At 72.4% G+C, this 20,045-nt stretch carries 18 protein-coding genes; 14 read left to right on the top strand and 4 right to left on the bottom strand.

The features are described from left to right. Position 1 precedes the first annotated feature (1 nt). The 3 genes from JOD46_RS13570 (at position 2) to JOD46_RS13560 (ending at position 2,793) form a co-directional block, all read left to right on the top strand. Positions 2-817 (top strand): CoA transferase subunit A, encoded by an 816-nt coding sequence (locus JOD46_RS13570; RefSeq protein WP_204395058.1) that lies wholly within the window; start codon positions 2-4, stop codon positions 815-817. Next, a complete protein-coding gene (locus tag JOD46_RS13565) occupies positions 817-1,476 on the top strand; it encodes a CoA transferase subunit B (protein ID WP_204395057.1) in 660 nt (219 codons plus the stop codon). Before JOD46_RS13570 ends, JOD46_RS13565 begins: the two co-directional genes overlap by 1 nt. 102 nt (positions 1,477-1,578) lie before the next feature. Further along, positions 1,579-2,793 carry an acetyl-CoA C-acetyltransferase gene (locus JOD46_RS13560; RefSeq protein ID WP_204395056.1) on the top strand — a complete coding sequence of 405 codons (1,215 nt, stop codon included), beginning with the start codon at positions 1,579-1,581 and terminating at the stop codon, positions 2,791-2,793. A 126-nt stretch (positions 2,794-2,919) separates the two neighbouring features. Here JOD46_RS13560 and JOD46_RS13555 read toward each other — a convergent pair whose 3' ends face one another. Next, a complete protein-coding gene (locus JOD46_RS13555) occupies positions 2,920-3,267 on the bottom strand; it encodes a cupin domain-containing protein (protein WP_204395055.1) in 348 nt (115 codons plus the stop codon). Between the two features lie 167 nt (positions 3,268-3,434). Here JOD46_RS13555 and JOD46_RS13550 point away from each other — a divergent pair, with 167 nt between their 5' ends. The 6 genes from JOD46_RS13550 (at position 3,435) to JOD46_RS13525 (ending at position 9,575) form a co-directional block, all read left to right on the top strand. Beyond that, on the top strand, positions 3,435-4,211 hold the full coding sequence (locus JOD46_RS13550; protein WP_204395054.1) for an SDR family oxidoreductase: 777 nt from the start codon (positions 3,435-3,437) through the stop codon (positions 4,209-4,211). 97 nt (positions 4,212-4,308) lie between these two features. After that, positions 4,309-5,298 carry a fumarylacetoacetate hydrolase family protein gene (locus JOD46_RS13545; protein WP_204395053.1) on the top strand — a complete coding sequence of 330 codons (990 nt, stop codon included), beginning with the start codon at positions 4,309-4,311 and terminating at the stop codon, positions 5,296-5,298. Then, positions 5,295-6,344: a cyclase family protein gene (locus tag JOD46_RS13540; RefSeq protein ID WP_204395052.1), complete on the top strand. Its 1,050-nt coding sequence runs from the start codon at positions 5,295-5,297 to the stop codon at positions 6,342-6,344. The genes JOD46_RS13545 and JOD46_RS13540 overlap by 4 nt, the downstream gene beginning before the upstream one ends. Before the next feature lie 44 nt (positions 6,345-6,388). Continuing rightward, positions 6,389-7,522, top strand: coding sequence for an FAD-dependent oxidoreductase (locus JOD46_RS13535; protein ID WP_204395051.1), 1,134 nt, complete (start codon positions 6,389-6,391; stop codon positions 7,520-7,522). Continuing rightward, positions 7,519-8,595, top strand: a complete 1,077-nt coding sequence (locus JOD46_RS13530; protein WP_239562766.1) for an amidohydrolase family protein — start codon at positions 7,519-7,521, stop codon at positions 8,593-8,595. Before JOD46_RS13535 ends, JOD46_RS13530 begins: the two co-directional genes overlap by 4 nt. Next, entirely contained in the window at positions 8,592-9,575 is a 984-nt protein-coding gene (locus JOD46_RS13525; protein ID WP_204395050.1) for a fumarylacetoacetate hydrolase family protein, read from the top strand. The genes JOD46_RS13530 and JOD46_RS13525 overlap by 4 nt, the downstream gene beginning before the upstream one ends. A 9-nt stretch (positions 9,576-9,584) precedes the next feature. Here JOD46_RS13525 and JOD46_RS13520 read toward each other — a convergent pair whose 3' ends face one another. From JOD46_RS13520 to JOD46_RS13510, 3 genes are all read right to left on the bottom strand, one after another. Beyond that, positions 9,585-10,517, bottom strand: a complete 933-nt coding sequence (locus JOD46_RS13520) for a LysR family transcriptional regulator (RefSeq protein ID WP_204395049.1) — start codon at positions 10,515-10,517, stop codon at positions 9,585-9,587. 96 nt (positions 10,518-10,613) lie between these two features. Beyond that, on the bottom strand, positions 10,614-12,101 hold the full coding sequence (locus JOD46_RS13515; RefSeq protein WP_204395048.1) for a hypothetical protein: 1,488 nt from the start codon (positions 12,099-12,101) through the stop codon (positions 10,614-10,616). Positions 12,102-12,240: 139 nt separating this feature from the next. Then, positions 12,241-13,509: an ROK family protein gene (locus tag JOD46_RS13510; RefSeq protein WP_204395047.1), complete on the bottom strand. Its 1,269-nt coding sequence runs from the start codon at positions 13,507-13,509 to the stop codon at positions 12,241-12,243. Between the two features lie 119 nt (positions 13,510-13,628). On the opposite strand from JOD46_RS13510, the gene JOD46_RS13505 reads away from it, so the two are divergent. From JOD46_RS13505 to JOD46_RS13485, 5 genes are all read left to right on the top strand, one after another. After that, positions 13,629-14,669 (top strand): Gfo/Idh/MocA family protein, encoded by a 1,041-nt coding sequence (locus tag JOD46_RS13505; protein WP_204395046.1) that lies wholly within the window; start codon positions 13,629-13,631, stop codon positions 14,667-14,669. Further along, positions 14,666-15,448, top strand: coding sequence for a hypothetical protein (locus JOD46_RS13500; protein WP_204395045.1), 783 nt, complete (start codon positions 14,666-14,668; stop codon positions 15,446-15,448). Before JOD46_RS13505 ends, JOD46_RS13500 begins: the two co-directional genes overlap by 4 nt. 127 nt (positions 15,449-15,575) lie before the next feature. Continuing rightward, a complete protein-coding gene (locus tag JOD46_RS13495) occupies positions 15,576-17,072 on the top strand; it encodes an MFS transporter (protein ID WP_204395044.1) in 1,497 nt (498 codons plus the stop codon). 20 nt (positions 17,073-17,092) lie between these two features. Continuing rightward, positions 17,093-18,688 carry a GMC oxidoreductase gene (locus tag JOD46_RS13490; RefSeq protein ID WP_204395043.1) on the top strand — a complete coding sequence of 532 codons (1,596 nt, stop codon included), beginning with the start codon at positions 17,093-17,095 and terminating at the stop codon, positions 18,686-18,688. A 44-nt stretch (positions 18,689-18,732) separates the two neighbouring features. Continuing rightward, positions 18,733-20,034 (top strand): C-glycoside deglycosidase beta subunit domain-containing protein, encoded by a 1,302-nt coding sequence (locus JOD46_RS13485; RefSeq protein WP_204395042.1) that lies wholly within the window; start codon positions 18,733-18,735, stop codon positions 20,032-20,034. Positions 20,035-20,045: the final 11 nt, after the last annotated feature.

Below are 20,045 nucleotides of genomic sequence, written 5' to 3'. Positions count from 1 at the left end.
CATGGACAAGACCTTCGCGTCGGCCGAGGAGGCCGTCGCCGACATCCCATCGGGCGCCTCGCTCGCGGTCGGCGGCTTCGGACTGTCGGGCGTGCCGATCACGATCATCCGGGCGCTGCTCGCGCGCGGCGTCGACGAGCTCGAGGTGGTGTCGAACAACTGCGGCGTCGACGGGTGGGGGCTCGGCGAGCTGCTCGCGGCCGGGCGCATCCGCCGCGTGATCGCGAGCTACATCGGCGAGAACCGCGAGTTCGCGCGGCAGTACCTCTCGGGCGAGGTCGAGGTCGAGCTCACGCCCCAGGGCACGCTCGCCGAGCGGCTGCGCGCCGGGGGCGTCGGCATCCCCGCGTTCTACACGGCGACCGGCGCCGGCACGGCCGTCTCCGACGGCGGGATGCCGCTGCGCTACGCGGCCGACGGCTCGGTCGCGCTGACCAGCGAGCCCAAGGAGCTTCGGCCGTTCGACTCGTTCGGGCGGACCCGCGAGTACGTGCTCGAGCGCGCCATCCGCACCGACTACGGCCTGGTGCGGGCGGCGGTCGGCGACCGGCACGGCAACCTGCGGTTCGAGAAGTCGACGCGCAACTTCAACCCGCTCGCCGGGATGGCCGGCCGGGTGACGATCGCCGAGGTCGACGAGCTCGTCGAGCCGGGCGAGTTCGGGCCCGACGACATCCACCTGCCGGGCATCTACGTGGACCGGGTCGTGGTCCTGACGGCGGAGCAGTCCGCCGACCTGCCGATCGAGAAGGTGACCGTGCGGCCCCGGCCCGCGGCATCCGGAACCGCCCCCGACCAGGCCGAGGAGACCCGCTGATGCCGCTGACCCGCGACGAGATGGCCGCGCGTGCCGCCCGCGAGCTCGAGGACGGCTCGTACGTGAACCTCGGCATCGGCCTGCCCACGCTCATCCCGAACCACCTGCCCGACGGGGTCGAGGTGGTGCTGCATTCCGAGAACGGGATCCTGGGCGTCGGGCCGTACCCGTGGGAGGGCGAGGAGGACCCCAAGCTGATCAACGCCGGGAAGGAGACCGTGACGGTGCTGGCCGGCGCGGCGTACTTCGATTCGGCCGCGAGTTTCGGGATGATCCGCGGCGGGCGCATCACGACCGCGGTGCTCGGCGCCATGCAGGTCTCGGCGCACGGTGACATCGCCAACTGGGCGGTGCCCGGCAAGATGGTCAAGGGCATGGGCGGGGCGATGGACCTCGTCAACGGCGCGGAGCGCGTGATCGTGGTCATGGAGCACGTCGCGAAGGACGGCTCGGCCAAGCTCGTGCAGGAGTGCACGCTGCCGCTCACCGGGCGCGGCTGCGTCGACCGGATCATCACCGAACTCGCCGTGTTCGACGTGACCGACGAGGGGTTCGTGCTCGTCGAGCTCGCGCCCGGCGTCACGATCGAGCAGGTCACGGATGCCACGGGCGCGCCGTTCACGGTCGCCGAATCGGTCGCTGTGGAGGCTGCCTCGTGAGGCGCTGCGGGCGGATCGAAGGAGATTCTGCGCGACACGCCGACCCATCATCGGCGCGGCGCGCCGATCCTCCTTCGTCGTGGCGCGCGGACGGGGCGACGAATGCCTGAGCTGCGCGAGGTCGTCGTCTGTGCGCCGCTGCGCACGCCCGTCGGGCGGATGGGCGGAACGCTGGCCACCGTGTCGGCGCTCGAGCTGGCGACGACGGTGCTGCGCGCCCTGCTCGAGCGCACCGGCGTCGACCCCGTCGCGATCGACGGCGTCATCGCCGCGCAGGGGTACCCGACCATGGAGGCGCCCGCGATCGGCCGGGTCGCCGCACTCGACGCCGGCTTCCCCGTGACGACGACCGGGTACCAGCTCGACCGGCGCTGCGGCTCGGGCCTGCAGGCCGTGCTCAACGCGGCCATGGAGGTGCAGACCGGCGTGGCCGACGCGGTCGTCGCGCTCGGCGTCGAGTCGATGTCGAACGCGCCGCTGTACACCGTGGAGGGTCGCCGCGGCGTGACCGGTGCGGGCCTCATGCTGCACGACGCGCTCGCGCGCGGACGCGAGACCGTCGGCGGCCGGCGGTTCCCGACACCCGACGGCAACGTCGGTTCGGCCGAGCTCCTGCGCGCCGAGTACGGCATCTCGCGCGAGGCGCAGGACGCGTTCGCCCTGCAGTCGCACCGGCGCGCGATCGCGGCGCAGGACTCCGGCGCGTTCGACGCCGAGCTCGTGCCGGTCGAGGTGCCCGGGCGGCGCGGCAGCGCGATCGTCGACCGCGACGAGCACCCGCGCGCCGACACCTCGCTCGAGGCGCTCGGCGCGCTGCGCGCCATCCTGGGCCGCCGCGACCCGGACGCCACCGTGACGGCGGGCAACTCCAGCGGGCAGAACGACGCCGCCGCCGCGTGCATCGTCACGACGCCCGAGCGGGCCGCCGAGCTCGGCCTCACCCCGATGCTGCGGCTCGTGTCGTGGGCGGTCGCCGGCAACGACCCGCTGCGCTTCGGCGTCGCGCCGGTGCCGGCAGCGAACCTCGCGCTGCAGCGCGCCGGCATCCGCTTCGACGACCTCGACGCCATCGAGCTCAACGAGGCATTCGCCGTGCAGGTGCTCGCGTGCCTGGCCGACTGGGGCCTCGACGCCGAAGACCCGCGCCTCAACCCGCGCGGGAGCGGCATCTCGATCGGTCACCCCATCGGCGCGACCGGCATTCGCATGCTCGCGACCCTCGCCCACGAACTGCCCGCACTCGACGGCGAACTCGCCCTCGAGACCATGTGCATCGGCGGCGGCCAGGCCCTCGCGGCGGTGTTCGCGCGCGCGTAGCGCGCGGCCCGCCGCAACGCCGGAGATCGCCGCAACCACGGATGCCGAGGTGGATTCGGGTCCGGCGATCGGGCGATGTCCGGCGTTGCGGCGGTCCGCGGACACGTCGCGCGCGAGCGCGTGGGGTCAGCGAGCGCGCTCGGGCCCGCCCGTGGGCTCGATGCCGGTGACGGTGGTCAGCAGGAACACGGAGTCCTCGAGCGCGAGCACGGAGTGTCGGTCGTGCGTGAGCACGTCCACCCGGCCGGCGGTGACCTCGGCCACCTGCTGGCCGGTCACGCGCACGCGCCCGGCGAGCACCTGGAGGCTCGCCGCTGCGGGCGAATTGTGCTCCGAGAGCTCTGCGCCCGAGCGCAGGGCGATGATCGTCTGCCGCATGGGGCCGTCGCGGAGGATCAGCTCCGCGCTGCGGCCGTGCTCGTCGGCGAGCGCGGCGGCGAGGTGGGTTCGAGCGAGTTCGTTCAGGTCGGCCACGGAGTCCTCCGTCCGGACGGTGTGCCGTCCAGTATGCCGCTCGCGCGGCGAGCCCGGCAGACCACGATCCGCGTGCCTCCGCCGTCATCGCGATCCGTGATGCGCCGCATCACGCGGTCGCCGGCACGACACGATGGAAGCTCGGGCTCGCGCGGAAGGGGACGACGATGGGGACGCACGATGGCCGGATGTACGTCGTCACGGGCGCGGCATCCGGCATCGGGGCCGCGACGACGTCGGCGCTCGCCGCGGCCGGCGCCCGCGTGATCGCCGCCGACCGGTCGTGGACCGCCGCGCCGCCGCGGCGGGCGACGACGGTCGAGCAGGTGGACCTCGACGTCGCCGAGCCCGCCGCCTGGATCGCGCTCGCCGAGCGCCTCGGGCCGGGCAGCGGCGGGCCGCTCATCGACGGCCTCGTCAACGCCGCCGGCATCACGAGGCGCGCCCGCCTGGCCGACGCGACTGCCGAGGACTTCGCGGCGTCGTTCGCTGTGAACGCCACCGGACCGGCGCTCGGCATCCAGGCGCTCGCACCGCTGATGGGCGACGGCGCGTCGATCGTCAACGTCGGATCCGCCGCCGGCGCGATGGCGCACTACGGCATCGCCTACGGCGCGAGCAAGTGGGCGTTGCGCGGCGTCACGAAGACTGCGGCGATGGAGCTCGGACCCCGCGGCATCCGCGTCAACCTCGTCAGCCCGGGCTTCATCGAGACGCCCATGACCGCGAGCGCGCCGGCGGCGTTCCGCGAGGTCAACCTCGCGTCGACGCCGCTCGGCCGCACCGGCACGCCGGCCGAGGTCGCGGCCGTGATCGCCTGCCTGCTGTCGCCGGATGCGGCGTTCGTCACCGGCACGGAGGTCGCCGTCGATGGTGGCCTCACGGGTCACAACGGCGGGCTCCCCATCGCACGCGCGATGGGGTCGGGCCATCCACATGAGTGATGAACTCCATCATGGATCGCCCCTTCACTGATACCCACCCACGCGGTTGACTGGTTCCACGCCGCCCACCGCTGCGCGCGTGATTGGAGACCCACCCGTGACATCGTCGTCCGCCGGCCTGGCCGGCCCGTTCGCACTCGTCCGCTTCCGCGCGGAGGACGGGCAGGCGCCGCGTCTCGGTCTGGTCGCGGGGGATCGCGTACGCGAGATCGGCGCCGAGGAACTGGGCGCCCCCGACCTCAATGCGTTCCTCGCCGAGGCGCCCGCGTCGTGGGATCGTCTGCGCCGTGTCGCCGAGCAGGCGGATGCCGCGTGGCATCCGCTCGCCGACGTCACCCTCACGGCTCCCGTCACGCCCAGGCAGGTGCTGCAGACCGGTGCGAACTACCGCACGCACGTCATCGACCTCGTCGCCGCGGGCCGCGCCAAGAACGACCCGCGCCCCATCGAGGAGCTGCGCGAGTGGGCCGCCGAGATGATGGACCGGCGCGCGCGCGAGGGCACGCCGTACTTCTTCATCGGGCTGCCGGCCGCGGTCGTCGGCGACGACGTCGAGCTCGTGCTGCCGTCCTACAGCGACCAGCACGACTGGGAGCTCGAGCTCGCCGTCGTGATCGGCCGAGAGGCGTACCGCGTCGACCGCGAGCACGCCATGGAGCACGTCGCGGGGTACACGATCGTCAACGACATCACGACGCGCGACCTCGTCTTCCGCGAGGACATGAAGGAGATCGGCACCGACTGGTACCGCGGCAAGAACGCGCCGGGCTTCCTGCCGACCGGCCCGTTCCTCGTGCCCGCGCCGTTCGTCGGGCAGCCCGGGAACCTGCACCTCGAGCTGACGCTCAACGGCGTGACGATGCAGGATGCCACGACCTCCGACCTGCTGTTCGACCTCCCGGCGCTGATCGCCGGAGCGTCGCAGAACATGCCGCTGCTGCCCGGCGACCTGCTGCTCACGGGCAGCCCCGCGGGCAACGGCATCGTGCACGGGCGCATGCTCCGCGACGGCGACGTCATGGTCGGCGCGATCGAGGGGCTCGGCGCGCAGACCGTCCGGGCAGTCGCCGAGGCGGGTTCTCGATGAGTTCCGCGAACGTGCGGGTTGAGGAGGCGCGCCAGCGCCGTCTCGAAACCCACCCCCCGCTCACCGAGAACCCCGCCGACCTCGACCGCACCGACCCCGCCCGCCACATCGCCGAGACCGCCGAGGCGGTCCGCAACTGGGGTCGCTGGGGCGAGGACGACCGCCTCGGCACGCTCAACTTCATCGGCGACGCCGAGCGCGCGCACGCCGCGACCCTCGTTCGCCGCGGGGCGAGCTTCTCGCTCTCGCAGCCGTTCGACATGAACGGCCCGCAGCAGGGTTGGCGACGCCGCACCAACCCGGTGCACACGATGCTCGACACGGGCACGGATGCCGCGGCCGGCACCCAGGGCTTCCCGCACGGGATCGGCGGAGCCGACGACGTCATCGCGATGCCGCTGCAGTGCTCGACCCAGTGGGACGGCCTCGGGCACATCTTCGACCGCGGCCTCGCGTGGAACGGCCGCCACGCCGGCCAGGTCGTCACGAGCGACGGCGACCTCATCACGGGCATCGAGCACGCGGCATCCGTCATCTCGGGCCGTGGCGTGCTGCTCGACGTCGGCCGCCACCTGCGGCCCGAGACCGGCGAGCTGGATGACGGCTACGCCATCACGGTCGCCGACCTGGAGTCGTGCATCGCCGCCCAGGGCGCGACGAGCGCCGTCGGTCGCGGCGACCTCGTGCTGGTGCGCACCGGTCGCTACGCGCGCGCCCTCCGCGAGGGGTGGAACGGGTACGCGGGCGGGCCGAGCGCAGGACTGTCGTTCACGACCGCCGGATGGCTGCACCGCACCGAGATCGCGGCGATCGCGACCGACACGTGGGGCTTCGAGGTGCGGCCGAACGAGTTCGACGACGCGTTCCAGCCGCTGCACCAGGTCGTGATCCCGAACATGGGGCTCACGATCGGCGAGATGTGGGACCTCGAGGAGCTCGCCGCCCACTGCGCGGCCGACGGCGTCTACGAGTTCCTGCTCGTCGCCCCGCCGCTGCCCATCACCGGCGCCGTCGGCTCCCCGGTGAACCCGATCGCCCTGAAGTAGACCGAGTAGACCAACCCGAACGCATCCCGAAGGAGGGATCACCCATGACCGCAGTCTCCCGCGTCGCGATCGTCGGCTCCGGAGTGGCCGGCACCGCCGCCGCCATCCTGCTCGCCGAGGGCGGCGTCGACGTCGACGTCTTCGAGGTCAAGCCCGACCTCACCGCCCTCGGCTCCGGCATCACGCTGCAGGGCAACGCCCTCCGCGTCTTCGACCGCCTCGGCGTGTGGGAGCAGGTGCAGGAGGCCGGCTACTTCTTCGACCAGACCGGCTTGCGCGCCCCCGGCCCCGAAGCCCCGTTCATCGCGCAGATCCCCGACGCCCGCACGGGCGGTCCCGACTACCCGGCGGTCGCCGGGATGTACCGCCCCGACCTCGCGCAGATCCTCGCCGACCGCGCGACCGAGCTGGGCGCGCGCATCCACTACGGCACGACCGTGTCGAGCTTCACGCAGGACGACACCGGCGTCGACGTCACCCTGAGCGACGGGTCGACGGGCCGGTACGACCTGCTCATCGGCGCCGACGGCCTGAACTCGTCCATCCGGACGCAGCTCGGCATCGAGGTCGAGCCCGAGCGCACAGGCATGGGCATCTGGCGCGCCTTCGTGCCGCGCCCGAAGGACGTCACACAGACCGACCTGTACTACGGCGGCCCCGTCTACATCGCCGGCTACTGCCCGACGAGCGAGGACATGATGTACGCCTACCTCGTCGAGCCCGCCCAGGACCGTCACCTGCTCTCGCCCGAGGAGGGCGTGCAGGTCATGAAGGAGCTCTCCCAGGCGTACGGCGGCCCGTGGAACGAGATCCGCGCCTCGCTCGACGGCGCGTCGCGCGTGAACTACACCTGGTTCACCAAGCACGTGATCCCCGACGCGTGGAACCGCGGCCGGGTCGTGGTCATCGGCGACGCCGCGCACAGCTGCCCGCCCACCATCGCGCAGGGCGCGGCGCAGGCCGGCGAGGACGCGGTCGTGCTCGCCGAGCTCGTGCTCTCGCGCGACGAGGTCGACCAGTCGCTCTGGGACGAGTTCCACGCGCGGCGACTGCCCCGCGCCACCGAAGTCGTCGAGGCATCCGTGCAGCTCGGCCAGTGGCAGATCGACCACGTGCGCGACGCCGACGTGCCCGGCCTCATGCAGCGCATCGCCATGCTCGTGAGCCAGCCCGCATGAGCGACGACACCACCATGACGGGTGCCGCGGGCCCGGTCGTCGACGTGCACGCCCACCTCCTGCTGCCCGCGCTGCAGCAGGCGGTCGGCGCCCGCGACCCCGAGGGCTTCGCTGCCGCGCAGGCGCTCGACGCGCGGCGCAACGGGCCCGAGAGCCTCGCCGCCTCGGGCCGCATGATCGGCGAGCGGATGCCGCTGCTCACCGCGCTCGACGCGCGCCTCGCCGAGATGGACCGCCAGGGCGTCGACGTGCAGGTCGTGTCGCCGTCGCCGTCGCACTACTACCCCTGGGCCGGCGAGGAGCTGGCCGCGTGGGCCGCGCGCGAGGCGAACCGCGCGATCGCCGAGCACGTCGCAGGCGCGCCCGACCGGCTGTTCGGGCTGGGGCTCGTGCCGCTGCAGCACCCGCACCTCATCGTGGCCGCGCTCGAGGACGCCGTGCTCGGCAATGGGCTCGCCGGCGTCGAGTTGTCGTCGTTCGCGGGCGACGTCGAGCTCTCCGACGAGCGGCTCGAGCCGTTCTGGGCGCGCGCCGAGGAGCTCGACGCGATCGTGTTCCTGCACCCGTTCGGCTGCAGCCTCGACGAGCGGCTCGACCGCTACTACCTCTCGAACACGGTCGGCCAGCCCGTCGAGAACGCCGTCGCGCTCTCGCACCTCATCTTCTCGGGCGTGCTCGACCGGCACCCCCGCCTGAAGCTCGTCGCCGCGCACGGCGGCGGCTACCTGCCGACGTTCCTCGGCCGTTCCGACCATGCGTGGCAGGTGCGGCCCGAGGCGCACGGATGCCGCGACCTCCCGTCGTCGTACCTGCGACTCCTGCGCTTCGACTCGCTCGTGCACACGCCGGGCGCTCTGCGCGCATTGGTCGACGCCGCCGGCGCCGACCGCGTGCTCCTCGGCACGGACTACCCGTTCGACATGGGCGTGGACGACCCGATCGACCGCGTGCGGGAGGCGAAACTCGCCGAAGCCGACGCGCGCGCCATCCTGTCGGGCAATGCGGCCGAGCTGCTCGGGGCGCGACGTCTGGCGAGGGCCGCCGCGCGTTCCATCGCCGGGGGAGCCGCATGAGGATCGCACGCTGGGCGCACCGCGGCGCGGTCGGGGAGGGGTTCGTGATCGGCGACGGCGTCGTGCCGTTCCCGCGCGGGCTGACGGTCGCCGACGTGCTCGCCGCCGGGCTCGCCGAGCTGCCCGAGCTCGCCGCCGAGGTGGAAGCCGACGCCGCGACATCCGCCGTGCCGCTCGCCGAGGTCGACCTGCTCGCGCCCCTCGTGCCCGCGAGCGTGCGGGACTTCGTGGCCTTCGAGGAGCACGTCGAGGGTGTCACCGCGTCGGTCGACGGCGCGAGCCATGTCGCCGACGAGTGGTACACGTTCCCGACCTTCTACTTCACCAACCCGCACTCGATCGTCGCGACGGGCGACGTGGTGCGCCCGCCTGCGACCGAGCGGCTCGACTTCGAGCTCGAGGTCGGGGCGGTGATCGGCGGGGTCGCCGGCTCGGACGGGCGCGATCTGACGCCCGCCGAGGCCGCCGGCCACATCTTCGGCTACACGATCTTCAACGACTGGTCGGCCCGCGACATCCAGGGCCGCGAGATGAAGGTGCGACTGGGGCCGGCCAAGGGCAAGGACTTCGCGACGACGCTCGGCCCGTGGATCACGACCGCCGACGAGTTCGAGGGCCTGGTCGACGACGAGGGCTTCCTGCCGATCGGCATGGAGGTGTTCGTCAACGGCGTGCGCATCGGCCATGACCTGCTCTCGAACATGGGCTGGCCGTTCGGCGACCTCGTCGCGTACGCGTCGCGCGACTCGCGGGTCGTGCCGGGCGACGTGCTCGGGTCGGGTACCGCGGGCAACGGCGGATGCCTCGCCGAGCTGTGGGGCCGCGCGGGCGAGCTCACGCCGCCGCCGCTCGCCGAGGGCGACGAGGTGATCATGCGCGTCGAGGGCATCGGCGAGATCCGCAACACGGTCGGGCGCGCCCGTCCCGTGCCGGAGATCCCGCCCGCCCGCACGCGGTCGCGCGCCCGCGAACGCGCCTGACCCGGGAGCCTAGGTCGTCTCGCCCAGCCCCGCCGACGCCTCGACGAACAGTCCGCGCAGCCACTCGTGCTCGGGATCGCGGCGGTGCACCGGATGCCACCACATCGCGTTGTGGATCGGCGTCGCGTCGAACGGCGGCTCGAACACGCGCACCCCGCCGACGCTGCGGGCGTAGTCGGCGAGGCTCGCCTGGATGAGGGCCAACTTGTCGGTGCCGGCGACGAACATGGGCAGCAACAGGAAGCTCTCGACGACGGCCTCGACGCGGGGTTCGATGCCGAGCTGCTGGATCTGCCGCGTCGCCGACGTGAAGGCCGACCTCGACTGGTAGGTGAAGACCCAGGGGAGACCCGCGACGTTCTCGAGTGTGACCTCGTCGGCGATGGCGTCGTTCGTCTCCGAGGCGAGGACCACCCACCGGTCCGCCCAGAGGTCGGTGAACGGGAGGTCGGTGAGGAAGCCGTGGGGCATGAGCAGCGCGTCGGCACTGCGGAGCCGGTTCACGGCGTCCTCGACGATCTGCGGGTTGTGCATCATGAAGCGGAAGCGCACCCCGGGCGCTCGCTCAGCGGCCAGGGCCGCGACCCGTCGGCCGGTGGTCGCGACGCTGTAATCCGAGCCGTAGATGGCGAAGTCGCGCGTCGACTGGCTCGGGTCCCACTCGGCTGAGCTCTCGAACACGCGCCGTGCGGCGTCGAGTGCGGCGGCCGTGTGCTCGGTCAGGCGGGAGGCGAGCGGCGTGAGTTCGTAGGTGTTCCCGGAGCGGGCGAGGATCGGGTCGTTGAAGTGCGTCCGCAGGCGCGCGAGCGATGCGCTGAGCGCCGGCTGGCTGAGATGCAGCCGCTCGGCGGCACGGGTGACGCTCCGCTCGGTCAGCAGTGCGTCGAGCGAGACGAGCAGGTTCAGGTCGAGCCGGGAGAGGGGAGGCTGGGAGTCGGACACGTCGCTGTGATCCTTCGCTCGGGACGGACCCCTCAGTCTATCAACGCGGTCGATCCGGAGCGCTAGGGCATCGCGACGCGTGATGCCCGATCGTGATCAGCCTGTCGCCTTCTCGCCGACTCGCCAGGAATCGACCTTCCTGAGCCCGGATGCGTCGATTCTTGGCGAGTCGGCGAGGCCTGCGCCGGCGGCGAGCGTCTCTCTCGCGAGTGCGAGGTGGCGGCGGGTCAGGCCCGCGGCATCCGCGTCGAGCCACTCATGGCCGCCCCACTCGCTGCAGAGCGTGCCGGCGAAGTCCGTGCCGGCGAGCACCGCACCGAGGTCGCGGATGGGTCGCGAGACCCGCCCGTCGGCGTCATCGAGGTCCCAGAACTTCAGGTGGAACGCGCCGACGAGCGGCAGGATGTCTCGGATCACCGACGCGTCCGAGCGTCCGAAGCGCACGAGCATGTCCATGAAGAGGGCATGGGCCACAGGCGGCACCTCGCCGGCGCGGAGCGTCGAGAACAGCACGTCGACGGTCGCCGGGTCGCGCCATCCGTTCACGAGGCGTTCGACGAGCGGACGGCCGAGGCCGGCCGCCTCGAGGGCGACGACGTACGTCACCGGGAGGGCGGGCATGAGCATGCTGCAGTCGATGAGGACGCGCAGATGCGGGTCGTCGAGCGCGGCGATGGCGTCGAGCGCCCGTGCGGTTTCAGGGTCATCTGGCGTCTGTCGCCCCTGCGCCTCCTCGAACAGCACGAGGTCGAGGTCGTGGAGAGCAGGGAGGAGGCGCTCCAGGAGTGCGGGACCGGCCTGGCCGATCGGGAGGCGGACGCCCGCGGCACCGACGAGGCGGGCCGCGCGCAGCTGCGGCAGCAGGAACGCCAGGCGCTCGTCATCGTCGCGGCGGCCGACTGGCGTCCAGTCGTCGAGGCTCGCCCCGACGATGCTCACGTGCCCGCCGGCGGCGTGCAGGTCCGCGCGGAAGCCGTCGACCTCGTCGTCGGCCGGTGCGGGGAAGCCGCGCCACAACTGGCCCGGCTCGATCTCGATGACGGATGCCACGCCGTCGCGCACGATGCCCAGGGCGACCTCCACGGCGGGTCGCTCGGCGCGCACGACGTCCGGCGTCCAGTTGAACGCGCTCGCCGCGAGGGTCCAGCCGGTCGGGAGCCCTGCGGAGGGAGCCCGCCAGTCCCGAGGCATCGGGTCCGCCTCGGCGTGACGACGATTCGCGACCGGCGCGAGCGCCGTGCCCGCGGCATCCGCCATGAGCGTGAGGGCGGCGTGGAAGGGCAGGCTCAACGGGCCGTCGGGGCCGGCCGGCAGGTAGGGGATGGTGAGCCGGAACGACACGGCGACCTCGTACGGCCCGTCGTGAACGGGAACGGCCCCTTCGACGACGAGCCGGTCCTGGACGAACCACCAATCGCCGTCGGGTCGGGGGCGGAGCTCCGTCACGGTCGCTCCGTCGATCGACACCTCGAGGTCGGAGAGGCTGGCGACCGGCAACGACCGGATCCACGGCAGGCTGAGACGCAGCGCGAATCCGCCGGAGGTCGCGACGAGCGCATCGTCGAGCAGGATGGGCAGGCTCATGAGGGGTCGCGACCATCTCGGGCGACGTCCGCCATCCCCATGACGACGAGGGTCGGGTCGGTCGACTCGGGCATGGCACTCCTTCGTGTCCTTTTCAGACTGAAAGATACGCCCTTATGTCAGAAAAAGGAAGAAGTGGTCAGGATGCTGCGGGCATGACGTCGCGCACGAGGGGCCGCCCCTCGGCGAACCACCGCGGGAACGTGGTCTCGAACAGCTGCTCTCGCACCATCTCAGCGCCGCCGCGCAGCGGCTCCTTCTCGTCGCCGAGCGATCGCACGATGCTGAGGTCGCGTGTCGCGAGGGGCAGCGAGAGCTCGTAGACGCGCTGCCGCACCTCGGCGAGGAACACCTCGCCGGCCGACGACACCGCGCCGCCGACGACGATGACGGCCGGGTTGAACATGTTGACCAGCGCGGCGATCGACTCGCCGACCAGTCGGGCCGAACGCTGGATGAGCGAGATCGCGAGCGCATCGCCGTTCATGGCCGACATGGCGATGAGCTGCGGCGTGAGCGCGGTGCCCTCGGCCGTGTAGCGGGCCAGCGCCCCGGTCGCGCCCTCCTCGACCGAGCGTTCGGCGTCGCGGACGAGCGCCCAGCCGCCTGCCTCCGCCTCGAGGCAGCCGACCTTGCCGCAGCGGCAGAGCGCCTCCGAGTCGCGCACGCGCACGTGGCCGACGTCTCCCGCAGCGCCGTTGGCCCCACGGTGGATCCGCCCCTGCGACAGCAGTCCGGCGCCGATCCCCGTGCCGACTTTGAAGAAGATGAGGTCGAGCCGCTCGTCGGTGCGGCGCGAGCGCTCGCTGAACGCGAGGAGGTTGACGTCGTTGTCGACCCACACGGGTGCGTCGAACCGCTCCTCGAAGCGTCGGCGCATGTCGAAGCCGTTCCACCCGGGCATGATCGGCGGCGCGACGGGGCGGCCGCTGTCGAAGTCGACCGGCCCGGGGATGCCGACCGCGACGCCCCAGACCGGAACGTCGTCATGTTCGGCGAGGATCTCCTCCAGCAGGGCCAGGGCCCGGTCGATGGTCTCCGCGGGCCCGCGCGCGATGTCCCAGTCGACGTGCCGGTCGGCGATGATGTCACCGTCGAGGGCGGCGATGCCGACGCGGATGTGCAGCGCGCCGAGCGCGACGACGATGATCCGGCCCTGCTCGGATCGGAAGCGCAGCGTGCGCGGCGCGCGCCCGCCGGAGGAGGGTCCGTACTCGCCGTCGGCGAGGAAGCCCATCTCGATCGCCTGGTCGACGCGCTGCGTCACCACGCCGCGGCCGAGGCCGGTGAGCCGGCCGATCTCGGGACGCGTGGTCGCCTCGCCCGTGCGGACGAGGTTCACGATGCGCAGGAGGCTCGTGACCTCGTCGGTCTGGGCGCCGAAGCGGAGCGTGGACTCGCGTGTCATGCACTGAATTCTGACACAACTGATGCCCCCGTAGGCCGATTTACCCGCTCGATAGACAGAAGTCCCGCTGACTTTTGTATAGTCGAGGCAGAAGTGGTGTGGATCGGGGTGGTGAGCGGATGTCATGGGGCGTCGGCGTGATCGGGGCGGGACCGGGGGTCTCCGCCCTGCACCTGCCCACCCTCGACCGCCTGTCGGATCGGTTCAGGGTCGTCCACGTCGCCGATGCCGGCTCCGGCCGGGCTGCGGCGCTCGCCGCTCGCAGCGGCGCCGCCGCGTCGAGCGGAACGGCCGATCTCCTGGCCGACCCCGCCGTCGAGGTCGTCGCCATCTGCAGCCCGCCCGCGGAGCACGCTCGTCACGCGCTCGACGCCATCGCTGCGGGCGCCCGCGGCATCCTGTGCGAGAAGCCGCTCGCGACCACCGTCGACGATGCGCGTGCGATCGTCGACGCGTGCCAGGATGCCGGGATCCCGCTCGTCGTCGCGACCAACCACCTCTACGACCCGGCCTGGAGCAGGGCGAAGCACCACCTCGTCTCGCTCCGCGCGGAGATCCGCGCCATCTCCGCGACCGTCGCCCTGCCGCCGAACAGCCGATTCCACCGTGCCGTGACCGAGGTCGAGCCCGGCGTCGCTCCCGCTCGTGGCGTGCCCGATCTCACCGTCCCGGAGGTCGCGGCCGGCGTCGTCCGTCAGCTCGTGCTCGGGCTGGCGGTGCACGACCTGCCCGCCGTGCGCGACCTCGCCCCCGTGTTCGAGGGCGTCGACTTCGCGGTGCCGGTGACGCCCCTCGGGTACGCGATCGGCTTCCGGGCGAGTGGGATCCCGGTGCTCCTGACGGCGATCATGCTGCCCGACGGCCCGGACCCGGCCTGGCGGATCACGGTCGACGCCGCGATCGACCGCGTGGACGTCGAGTTCCCTCCGGCCTTCGTGCACACCGGCAGCGCCGAGGTGCGCGTTCGCGGTGGCGACCTCCGCACGACGGCCTACCCTCGCGACCCCGAGGACGGCTACGTCCGCGAGTGGCGGGCCCTCGCGGAACTGCTCGACGGCTCGGCCGTGATGGAGTACCACGAGATCCTCGACGACGCGCGGTTCGCGATCGACCTCGCCGAGGCGGCGTCCGCCGCGGTGCACGCCGGAGCCGCGGCGTGACCGCGCGCATCGGCGTCGTCGCGACCGCGCCGGGGTTCCGGGTGGCCGTCGCGGGACTCCCGTTCCGCGCCGAGGAGGCCTCGGCTCCCGAGCGCGCGGTCGTCGTCGTCGACGGCCGCGGCGAGTGGTGGGATGCCGCGGCGCGGGCCGCGGCGGGTGGTGCGGGCGCCGTGCTCGTGGCCGACCCCGGTCGGGCGCCCGTCGACGCGATCGACGCCCTCGCGGCCGGCGTCGACGTCCCGCTCCTGCTCCACCGGCCGCGACTCCGGCACGATCTCGTCGCGCGAGCGCTCGAGGCGCGGGGCACTGCGCTCGCGCGGGTGATCGTCGCCGAGTGCCGTGCCGAGCCCGGCGGCCTCCCCGCGCTGGTTCGAGATGCCGTCGGGTGGATCCGCCTTCTCGCGGGCGGGCCGATGGAGCTCGTCGCCACGGGCGGTGCCGCCCTGTTGCGCCCGACCGCGGGGCGGGCGCCGGTCGGGACGCTCGTCGCGACGGCGACGACGACCGGTGGCCCGGTCCTGCGGGTCCGCGCACTCGGCGAGACGACGACGGAGCTCGAGATCGACGACCCCATCGGGCGGCGCGAGCTCTCGACGAGCACTGCCGCCGGTCGAACGGTCGCTCCTGCCCTGCACGAGTCCGCCGAGCGGGCCGCGCTGCGTCGCGCACTCGACGCCGCGGAATCGGGCGATCCGGCCGACGACCTGAGCCGGCTCCGTCACGATTCGGGCATCGCCGACCGCGTGGCATCCGCTCGGCTGCCTGAGGCCTTTAGTTGATTTCAAGCTAAAGATCGCATAGAATCGACATGACGTCGGGACCCGCTGGGTCCGATCCTCGTCGCGAGGTCGCGAGCGAGGGCACATCCGGTCGCGTCGACGGCTCGATCGTTCGGGCACTCCACGTATGTCGCTCTCCCCACTCCGGCTCCGACTCCTCGTCTCGTCGCTCCTCACCGTCGCGTTCCTGGGCGCCCTCGACCACACCATCGTCGCGACCTCGCTCGCCACGGTCGCGGGCGAACTCGGCGCCCTCGAGCAGATGAGCTGGGTCGTCGTCGGCTACACGCTCGCGGGCACCGCGCTCTTCCCCGTCCTCGGCAAGCTGGGCGACCTGGTCGGCCCGCGCCTCGTGTTCCTCACCTCGGTCGCGGTGTTCCTCGCCGCCTCGCTCGCGTGCGGCTTCGCGCAGGACATGACCCAGCTCGTTCTCGCGCGCATCGCGCAGGGCATGAGCTCCGCGGGCGTCCAGCTGATGTCGCAGACGATCGTCGCGTACGTGACGACACCGCGCCAGCGCCCCCGGTACATGAGCATCATCGGTGCCGCGTTCCCCATCGCCATCCTCGTCGGGCCCGTGCTCGGCGGGTTGATCACCGACTACTGGGGCTGGCCGTGGGTGTTCTGGATCAACCTGCCGCTCGGGCTCGCGGCGCTCGCGCTCGCGGCGTTCGCCGTGCCGCACGTCGAGACCGGGGCGCCGCGGCGCTTCGACTACGGCGGCGCCATCACCTTCACCGTCTCGCTCGTCGCCCTCGTGCTCGGCGTCACCTGGGTGGGCGACCCCCACTCGGCGCTCGCGGCCGTCGCGGCGTTCGCCGTCGCGTGCATCGGCCTGGCCGCCTTCTTCGCGATCGAGGTGCGCGCGGCCGAGCCCATCGTCCCGCTGCGGCTGTTCGCCGACCGCACCGTCGCGGCCGGGGTCGCCCTCTCGGCGATCATCGGCATCGGGCTCTTCTCGGTCACGGCCTACCTGCCGACGTACTTCCAGATGGCGTACCGCACCAGCGCGACGGTGTCGGGGCTCGTTCCGATCGCCACGGTGTTCGGCATGCTCGTCGCGAACCTGGCCACGGGATGGCTCGCGAGCCGGACCGGCCGCTACCGCGGATACGCGATCTTCGGCACGACACTCGCCGCGGTGGGCCTGTTCGGCATGGCCCTGCTTCCCGTCGGCACGCCCCTGTGGGTGCCGATGGCCGTCATGTTCTGCGTCGGCATCGGCACGGGCTCATTCATGAGCCTCGTCATCGCCGTGGTGCAGGGCGCCGTTCCGCGCAACGAGACCGGCACGATCACCGCCACGACGAATCTCGTCCGGCAGATGGGTTCGACGCTCGGCACTGCGGTGATCGGCGGCGTGATCGGAGCAGGGGTCGCCGCGCGGCTGCCCGCATCCCTGGACGCCTCGTCGCTCACGCCGGACGTCGTCCACGGCGCTGTGCCCTCGATCCAGGGCGAGGTGGCGCAGATCTACGGCGACGTCTTCGTCCCCGTCTTCGCCGCCCTCGCCATCACCTACGCGGTCGGGGTGGTCGCGGCCATCCTGCTCCCGGCGGGCCGGCTCTCCGACGAGCCCACGCCGACCGCCACCGAGCCCGCCACCGAACCCGCCACCGCGTGAGACTCGAAGAGGAGACGCACATGTCGCACCGCCCCACGATCGCCGTCGTCGGCAGCGGGCCGATCGGCTCCGCCTACGCGCGCCTGCTCCTGGAGGGCCTTCCCGACGCCCGCGTGGTCATGTTCGAGGCGGGTCCCCGGCTGACGGACATCCCGGGCGAGAGCGTCCGCAACATCGTCGATCCCGACGCCAAGGCTCGCGCTCGCGAGATGTCGCAGGGCCCGCAGGCGGGGGAGTTCCGCGAGTCGCTCGGCATCCCCGCCGGCACGGTCGTCGAGGGCATGTTCACGGCCCGTCAGGGCACGCACCTGTTCGACTTCGGCGGCGCAGGTTCGGCGCACGCGCAGGCCTTCCCTGCTGCTGCCGGGTCCACGAACGTCGGCGGACAGGGCGCGCACTGGACCTGCGCCATCCCCCGTCCGGCCTTCAGCGAGAAGGTCGACTTCATCGCCGACGATGAGTGGGAGGATCTCATCGTCGAGGCGGAGCACCTCCTGCACAAGCAGAGTGCGGCGTTCGCGGACTCCGCCGTCGGACGCGGCATCCGCTCGCTGCTCGCGGAGGAGTTCAGCGGCGAGCTGCCCGAGGGCTACGGTCCCAGCACGCTGCCCGTCGCGGGCGATCCGCAGCCCGACGGCACGATGCGCTGGGCCGGCGTCGACGCGGTGCTCGGCCCGCTCATCGAGCCGGGGAACCCCCTTGCCGAGCGGTTCGAGTTGCGCGACCTGTCGCTCGTGCGCCGCATCGAGCGCGACGCCGACCACGTCACGGGCGTCACGGTGGAGGACCTGCGCACGAAGCAGACGGCGTTCGTACCCGCCGACCTGGTCGTCGTCGCCGCCGATGCCTTCCGCTCGCCGCAGCTGCTGTGGGCGTCGGGCATCCGGCCCGCCGCGCTCGGCCACTACCTGACCGAGCACCCGGTCGTCATCTCCACCGTGGCGCTCGACGGGGAGCGGATGGGTCGCCACGCCACCGAGGACGAGCTCGACGCGGAGCTGGCCCGCCGTTCGGCGAACGCGGCCGACCCGGTCGCGGCCGTCAACCGCATCCCGTTCTCGGAGCCCGACCATCCCTTCGCGCTGCAGGTCATGTACTCCGAGACCACGCCCTTCCCGATGGACCCCGGGCACCCGCTCGCGAACAACCGCTGGGGCTACGTCAACATGGGGTACGGCATGCGCAAGTTCCCGCGCTACGAGGACGCGGTCACCTTCGACGACGACGAGCTCGACTACCGCGGCTTCCCGAACATGACCATCCGGTACGAGCTCACGGACCGCGAGCTCGCCGAGATCGAGGCGGCGACCGAGCGTCTCCGTCGCGCGGGGACTGCGCTCGGCACCTTCGTCGCCGAGCCGCGGCTCCTGCCGAACGGCTCGAGCCTGCACTACCAGGGCACGATGCGCATGGGCGAGACCGACGACGGCACCTCCGTCGCCGACCCGTGGTCCAGGGTGTGGGGCGTCGACGGCCTCGTCGTCGGGGGCAACGCACTCATCCCCACGCCGACCACGGTGAACCCGACGCTCATGAGCCTCGCGATCGCCGTGCGCGGGGCGCGGAAGGCCGTCGAGGAGCTCTCGGCGGGCACCGCGGCATCCGTCACCGCCTGATTCCACCTGAAATCCACCCCAACCGACCACGAGAGAGAGCGACGATGCTGCTCGAACGAGACCTCATCCAGTCCACCGGCTTCCGGAACGTCCGCGAGGGCGACCGGGTCACCGGCTTCCAGATCCGCGTGCGAATGCCGTCATACCGAGGCATGGCGGCGTCGCTCATCGACGGCATCGCGGTGCGCGTCGGCGACCTCGTGGACGTCGCGGCGGACGTGCCGCGCTGGACCTTCGGTGGGCGCACGTACACGCTCGCCGAGCTGTGGGACTCCGATGGCGTGCGGTGGCCGCTCGAGGAAGCCGCCGTCGTGACCGTGCCGTTCGAGGGCGGGCTCCCGCAGGGCACGCACGAGGTGGCGATCGAGCTGCGCCTCCGGATGTCGTACATCCCTGAGGAGCACCAGCCGAGCACGTACCGGGTGAGCCGGCACGTCACACTCTCGCCCGATGGCGACGGCGGCCCCTTCGAGTACGGCGTCTCGCTGTACAGCTACATGACCGACTACGGCACGGTGCTCGACCTCGAGACGGCGCTCGCGCACGTCGCCGACGTCGGCGCGACCGGTGTCGAGATCCTCGGCGAGGGCCACGTCGCCGGGTACCCGGAGCCCACGACCGAGTGGATCGACCGGTGGTTCGACCTCCTCGACCGGTACGGGCTCGAGCCCACGAACTACGGTTCGTGGATCGACACCCGGCTGCACTCGAGCGGGCCGAACGCGCGCCGGCTCACGGCCGAGGAGGGCGCCGGGATGCTGCAGCGCGACCTGCGGCTCGCGAAGCGCCTCGGTTTCCGGTTCGTGCGGCCGAAGATCGGCGTCGTGTCGAGCGACCTCGTGCCCGACCCGATCTGGACGGAATCGGTAGAGCGGTCGCTCGACCTGGCCGCCGAGCTGGACGTCGTGATCTGCCCCGAGATCCACTCGCCGACGCCGATCAAGCACCCGGTGGTCGACGACTACATCGAACTCATCGAGCGCACCGGCACGCAGCACTTCGGGCTGCTCCTCGACACCGGCATCTTCCAGGACCGCCCCATCCCGCTGCGGCCCGGCGAGCTGCCCGGGCAGCGTCCGGCGTTCCTCGACGGCATCGGCGTCGACCCGGCCGACATCGCCGACATCGCGAAGTACGTCGTGTTCATCCAGGCGAAGTTCCACGACATCGACGAGCAGCAGGAGGACCAGCAGATCCCGTGGGAGCCCGTGCTCCGCGCGCTCAAGGACGCCGGATACACCGGGTACCTCTCGAGCGAGTACGAGGGCGAGCGCGAGCCGTGGCGCGCGATCGAACAGGTGCGACGCCAGCACTCGCTCATCCGCCGCATCGCCGCAGGGCTCTGAGCCGCGGCATC

The organism is Agromyces aurantiacus, assembly GCF_016907355.1.
Classification (GTDB): Bacteria; Actinomycetota; Actinomycetes; order Actinomycetales; family Microbacteriaceae; genus Agromyces; species Agromyces aurantiacus.
The sequence above is the reverse complement of the archived record's forward strand: the minus strand, read 5'-3'. Positions and strand labels throughout refer to the sequence as shown.